At 30.6% G+C, this 1,713-nt stretch carries 2 protein-coding genes; both read right to left on the reverse strand.

Features of this window, described 5'->3' with window-relative positions:
• Positions 1 to 44: 44 nt before the first annotated feature.
• Positions 45 to 704, reverse strand: a complete 660-nt coding sequence (locus tag WBF61_RS04970) for a class I SAM-dependent methyltransferase (protein ID WP_424254461.1) — start codon at positions 702 to 704, stop codon at positions 45 to 47.
• A 226-nt stretch (positions 705 to 930) separates the two neighbouring features.
• Positions 931 to 1,377 (reverse strand): DUF305 domain-containing protein, encoded by a 447-nt coding sequence (locus tag WBF61_RS04975; protein WP_424254463.1) that lies wholly within the window; start codon positions 1,375 to 1,377, stop codon positions 931 to 933.
• Positions 1,378 to 1,713: the final 336 nt, after the last annotated feature.

Here is a 1,713-nt window from a genome sequence, read left to right on the forward strand (position 1 = left end):
GAAGAAGCACTTTTAAGAACGTTTCTTCCGATAGTCCTAGTTCTTTATAGATAAAGTCTTTTTTTCATAAAGGTCTCTACACCTTTATTTCTTATTTCTATTAATTTTACAATATCACTCCATAAATCCTGAGTTTCTATCTCTTCTTCTTTAAATCCAGCTTTTAATATATTTGAAATTGTCTCTCTGTTAATATTAGCACCCCAAGTATATAGCGGGAAAAAGTTCGCCATATCCATAAATTTTCCAATGATAGTATGGTGACTTCTCATATGTTCCAACATAACAATTTTACCGTTAGGTTTACAGACTCTCCTTATTTCTTTTAGCCCTTTTACAGGATCTGGCACAGAGCAAAACACACAAGAAGTAACTACTGTATCAAAGGTATTATCCGCAAAACTCATATTTTGGGCATCCATCTCTATTAATGTAATATTTTCTTTTCCTTTTGTCTTTTGAATCGCTTTCTCCAACATCTTTTCGCTAAAATCTATACCAGTTATTTCCAATTTTTCTGGATAAAGAAGTAAGTTCTTTCCAGTACCAACTCCAACTTCTAAAACTTGATCTCCCTCAATAGATGTAATCAATTTTTCTCTCCATGTGCTCATTGTCATAGCTTCCATCGGACCTTCTAAAACATCGTATATTTTAGAAATTCGATTATAGCGGTTCTTAATTTTTTTAGTTTCATTACTCATTACTTTATCTCCTTTGTTAAAAATCGTAGTGTATAAGATTCTTATATTTTGTAGATACGCATATGCATCTTTAATAGAATCAAATTATCTTTTATTGTATTGAACTAGGCATAATCTAAATATAAAAAAGTCCATTCACAAAATAAACGAATGGACTTTCTCAAAGGAAACTTATTTCTTTACGGTTAGTTGCATATTTAATAAATCAATTTGAAGACAGACAATACTATTTAAGTTCCTCAATCAATTCTTTCATTTCCTTAATTTCTTTCTTTTGTGCTTTAATGATATCATCTGCAAGTTTTCTGACTCTTGGATCTTCAATATCTGCTCTTTCACTCGTCAGTATAGCGATAGAATGGTGTGGAATCATTCCTTGCATATAATCAACCTCATCTATCGTAGTTTGATTTCGCATCAAAAAGAAAGAACCTGCAAAAATTAAAATACTTACTAAAACGATAGAAATATTCGCTTTTTTATTCTTAAGCATTTGTAACATAAATAAAAGCATAACAACGGCCATGACACACGTTGATAATATCGTCATGTATAGACGCATTTCACTGAAGTAAACATGATCTAACTCATAGGTGTTAAGATACATTATCCCGTACATGAGTACCCCCGCAGTGACAATCATTCCTAAATATTTCATATAATTTTTTTTCATTTTCTTTTCCTCCTTTTATTTTAGTCTTCGCTTAGTAGTTATAGTATTCAATTAGTAGCAGCTAGATCGAGACAATTGATAGCTTTTTTCGTGATTTTATTAGCACTCTTATCGCTCCATTTGATTTTTTTCTTAAATAGAGCAATAAGTTTTCCAAGTCTTATCATTCCTATACAAACTGTATCATCTTATATTCTCACAACTTTTTTAATTAGGAAGCCTTTTGCTTAAGAACCATCTTTCGCTTAAAAAGATTATAAGAATAGAAATAATAGATATAATTACCACTAATACATCTGTTGTAGCCTTTACCCATACAAAAACACTGAGTATAGT

The sequence above is a fragment of the Carnobacterium sp. genome (genome assembly GCF_049673005.1).
Lineage (GTDB): Bacteria > Bacillota > Bacilli > Lactobacillales > Carnobacteriaceae > Carnobacterium_A.